The organism is Paenarthrobacter sp. CM16 (genome assembly GCF_013179505.1).
Taxonomy (GTDB): Bacteria; Actinomycetota; Actinomycetes; order Actinomycetales; family Micrococcaceae; genus Arthrobacter.
Map to the genome: position 1 here is coordinate 1 of NZ_JABMCX010000395.1, position 3,441 is coordinate 3,441.

Here is a 3,441-nt window from a genome sequence, read left to right on the forward strand (position 1 = left end):
CTCACGCTCGGGGAGCTCGTTGATATCGATCAGGTTGTCCTTGAGCCACTCGGCCCAAGGGTTGGCGGCAGCGACCTCGGCCTTGACCTCGGCGTCGTCGATGATGCGGCCGGCCTCGGTGTCCACCAGGAACATCTTGCCCGGGGCAACGCGGCCCTTCTTGACCACGTTGGAGGGCTCAACCTCGATCACGCCAACTTCGGAGGCGAAGATGATGAGGCCGTCTTCGGTGATCCAGTAACGTCCCGGTCGCAGGCCGTTACGGTCCAGGGTGGCGCCAACCAGGTTGCCGTCCGTGAAGGAAACAGCGGCCGGACCATCCCACGGCTCCATGAGCAGGGAGTGGTACTCGTAGAACGCGCGCCGGGCGGGATCCATGGTGGCGTGGTTCTCCCACGCCTCCGGGATCATCATCATGATGGAGTGCGTGATGGGGCGGCCGGACAACCAGAGGAGCTCGGCAACTTCGTCGAAGGAAGCCGAGTCCGAGGCACCGGGGGTGCAGATCGGGTACAGCTCCTCGGGAACCGAGCCCAGGAGCGGGCTGGCCAGCTGCGACTGACGGGCACGCATCCAGTTGCGGTTGCCCTTGACCGTGTTGATCTCGCCATTGTGGGCAATGGTGCGGAAAGGCTGCGCCAAGGGCCAAGACGGGAAGGTGTTGGTGGAGAAGCGCGAGTGGACGATAGCCAGCTTGGTCTTGAAGCGCTTGTCCGAGAGATCCGGGTAGAACGGCTCCAGCTGGGCGGTGGTGAGCATGCCCTTGTACACAATGGTTCGTGAGGACAGCGACGGGAAGTACACGCCAAACTTGTTCTGGGCGCGCTTGCGGATCCGCCAGGCACGGGAGTCCAGCTCGTTGTTCTCAAGCTGCTCACCGGTGGCGGAGGCGAAGAACGGCTGCGAGAAGTACGGCATACATGCCCGTGCCATGGCACCCACGAGGTCAGCGACCACGGGAACCTCGCGCCAGCCAAGGACCGTCAGGCCTTCGTCGGCTGCAAGGGCTTCAATACCTGCCTTGGCGGTCCCGGCTTCGCGGGACTCAGCAGGAAGGAAGGCAGTACCCACCACGTACTGGCCGGGAGCCGGCAGTTCGAATTCTGTGACGGCCCTGAAGAACTCGTCCGGAACCTGCATGAGCAGGCCCGCACCGTCGCCAGTACCTTCGTCGGCGCCCACGGCGCCGCGGTGTTCGAGATTGCGGAGGGCGGTCAGAGCCGCTTCCACGATGTCGTATCCCGGTTCCCCGCGGAGCGTGGCAATAATAGCCAGGCCGCAGGCGTCCTTCTCCTTATCAGGGTTGTAAAGACCCTGGGCCTCCGGGAGCGCGGCAAAGCGCTTGAACGGAGACATGGCACCCTGAGGTTCGATATTTTCGGACCAACCGGGGTTATGAAGATGGGTCATGGGAGACGTCCTTCCTCGAGATCGTGCGTATGGAAGGGACAACGTTGGCCCCACCTTGCCTGCCCTGTGACGGGCATAACAAAGCGCTAGTAATTGGAATTGTAGGCCAGCCGATCCAGCGCAACGAACAGTTACGCAGACCTCTGGCCCCGGCTTGACCAGTGAACATCGGTATGCTGCGATCCGGTTTCCGGGGTGCCACAACGCTGTGGACTGGGCCCTACGAGCGGTGACTCTGTTGCCCCTTTACCGAACGCGACTACTTGGTGTCGTCTGCCTTCGGCGTGGATCCGGGGGCCTTCCTTGCGGCAGGTGTGGCAGGTGTGGAATCCATGGCGGACGTGGTGTCCTTTTCCGGCTTCCCTGCTGTTACCTGCGGCTCGTCAACGTGGCCCGAATCGCTTTGGTTATCTGGGAGATTACCACGCAAACCAGTATCTGAGACAGATGCGTCCACATCATGACTGGTGACGCTCGTCACCGAAGCGGGCTCTTTTTCCTTCGTCTCTTCCGGCTCACGCCCCGGCAAATAAGGAGTATCGGGAACCGGGCGTCCCTTCCGGCCCAGGAGGAAGAAGATGGCCAGCGCCGCTATGAAGACGAAGATGCTGGTCCACACATTGAGCCTGGTGGTGATTCCAAACAGGCTGATCTGTTCGGCGTCATCGATGCGAAGGGCTTCAATCCACACACGGCCCAGGGTGTAGTACACGGCGTAAAGCCAGAAGAGCCGTCCCCATCGGAAGTTAAACTTCTTGTCCAGCAACAACAGAATGGCTACGCCCGCAAGGTTCCACAGCATCTCGTAGAGGAACGTGGGGTGGAACAGCGTATCCGCTGCCATGTCCGGCGGGAAGTTCGCGTTGGCGGGGTCAATTTCAAGTCCCCAAGGAAGGGTGGTGGGCGCGCCGAAAAGTTCCTGGTTGAACCAGTTCCCCAAGCGGCCGATTGCCTGGGCCAGCAGGAGCCCGGGGGCTGCTGCATCCAGGAAGGCCGTCAGCTTTACACCGGCGCGGCGGCAACCGATCCACGCGCCCACAGCGCCGAGGATGACGGCGCCCCAGATGCCCAGCCCGCCCCTCTGTATCTGGGGAATCAGGGAGAGATCGCCGGTGCCGTCAAAGCCCGGACCGAAGTAGGCGTCAGGCGATGAGAACACATGGTAAAGACGTCCGCCGATGATGCCGAAGGGTATCGCCCAAATGGCAATATCCCACAGGCTGCCTTCGGGTGCGCCGCGGCGCTTCCACCGTGCCGATGTCAGCCACAGGCCAACGATGATGCCCGCCAGAATGCAGAGGGCGTATGCGTGGATACGCAGCGTCCCCCACGGTAGCGGAATGTCGAAACCGGACCACGATGGGCTCGGGATACTCATGGGGACCATTGCCGCTGCGTGGAGGACGGTCTGCATTCGCTTCGCTGTTTCCTTTTCTAGGCTTCTGCAGCTGCGCGGCCAAGGCCGGCGCTGAGGTTCTTGGTGAGCTGCCCGACGGCGTCTACGCCGCCATCGCGGAGGGCCGCCACCAGGGCGGTGCCGACGATCACGCCGTCCGCATAGGCGGCAATCTCGCGGACGTGGTCCGGGTTGGACACACCCAAACCGACGCACACGCGCTCGGCTCCGGCAGCATGGGCCCGAGCCACCACGTCTTCAGCAGTACTGCTGACAGAGGTGCGGGTTCCGGTGACGCCCATGATCGAGACAGCGTAGACGAATCCGCGGCTCGCCTTGACGGTCATGTCGAGTCGCTCCGGGGTGGATGAGGGCGCTACAAGGAACACCCGGTCCAAGCCGTACTTATCCGAGGCCTCGAACCACTCATGGGCCTCGTCGGGGACCAAATCGGGGGTAATGAGTCCTGCTCCCCCGGCTTCGGCCAGGCGACGGGAGAATTCCTCCACGCCCATGCGCATCACCGGGTTCCAGTACGTCATGACCAGGACTGCCGCATCAGTGGCGGCAGTAATTCCGGCGACAACGTCGAAAACGTTGGTCACTCGGAATCCGTTGGCGATCGCTTCGGTAGT

Annotated in this window: 2 protein-coding genes and 1 pseudogene; all 3 read right to left on the minus strand. The window is 62.6% G+C overall.

The window, feature by feature from the left end:
- Positions 1-1,410, minus strand: a pseudogene (locus HP499_RS22325) (glutamate synthase subunit alpha); the annotation flags it as partial.
- Positions 1,411-1,669: 259 nt separating this feature from the next.
- The gene (gene lgt, locus HP499_RS22330; RefSeq protein ID WP_172326282.1) at positions 1,670-2,824 is read right to left on the minus strand and encodes a prolipoprotein diacylglyceryl transferase; all 1,155 of its coding nucleotides are present in this window, start codon (positions 2,822-2,824) and stop codon (positions 1,670-1,672) included.
- A 20-nt stretch (positions 2,825-2,844) separates the two neighbouring features.
- Positions 2,845-3,441 (minus strand): tryptophan synthase subunit alpha (gene trpA / locus HP499_RS22335; protein ID WP_172326283.1); only part of this gene is annotated, 597 nt, incomplete at its 5' end.

Coding starts and splice junctions, on each gene's coding strand:
- lgt (WP_172326282.1), bottom strand. CDS start 2,824: ATGCAGACCGTCCTCCACGCAGCGGCAATGGTCCCCATGAGTATCCCG.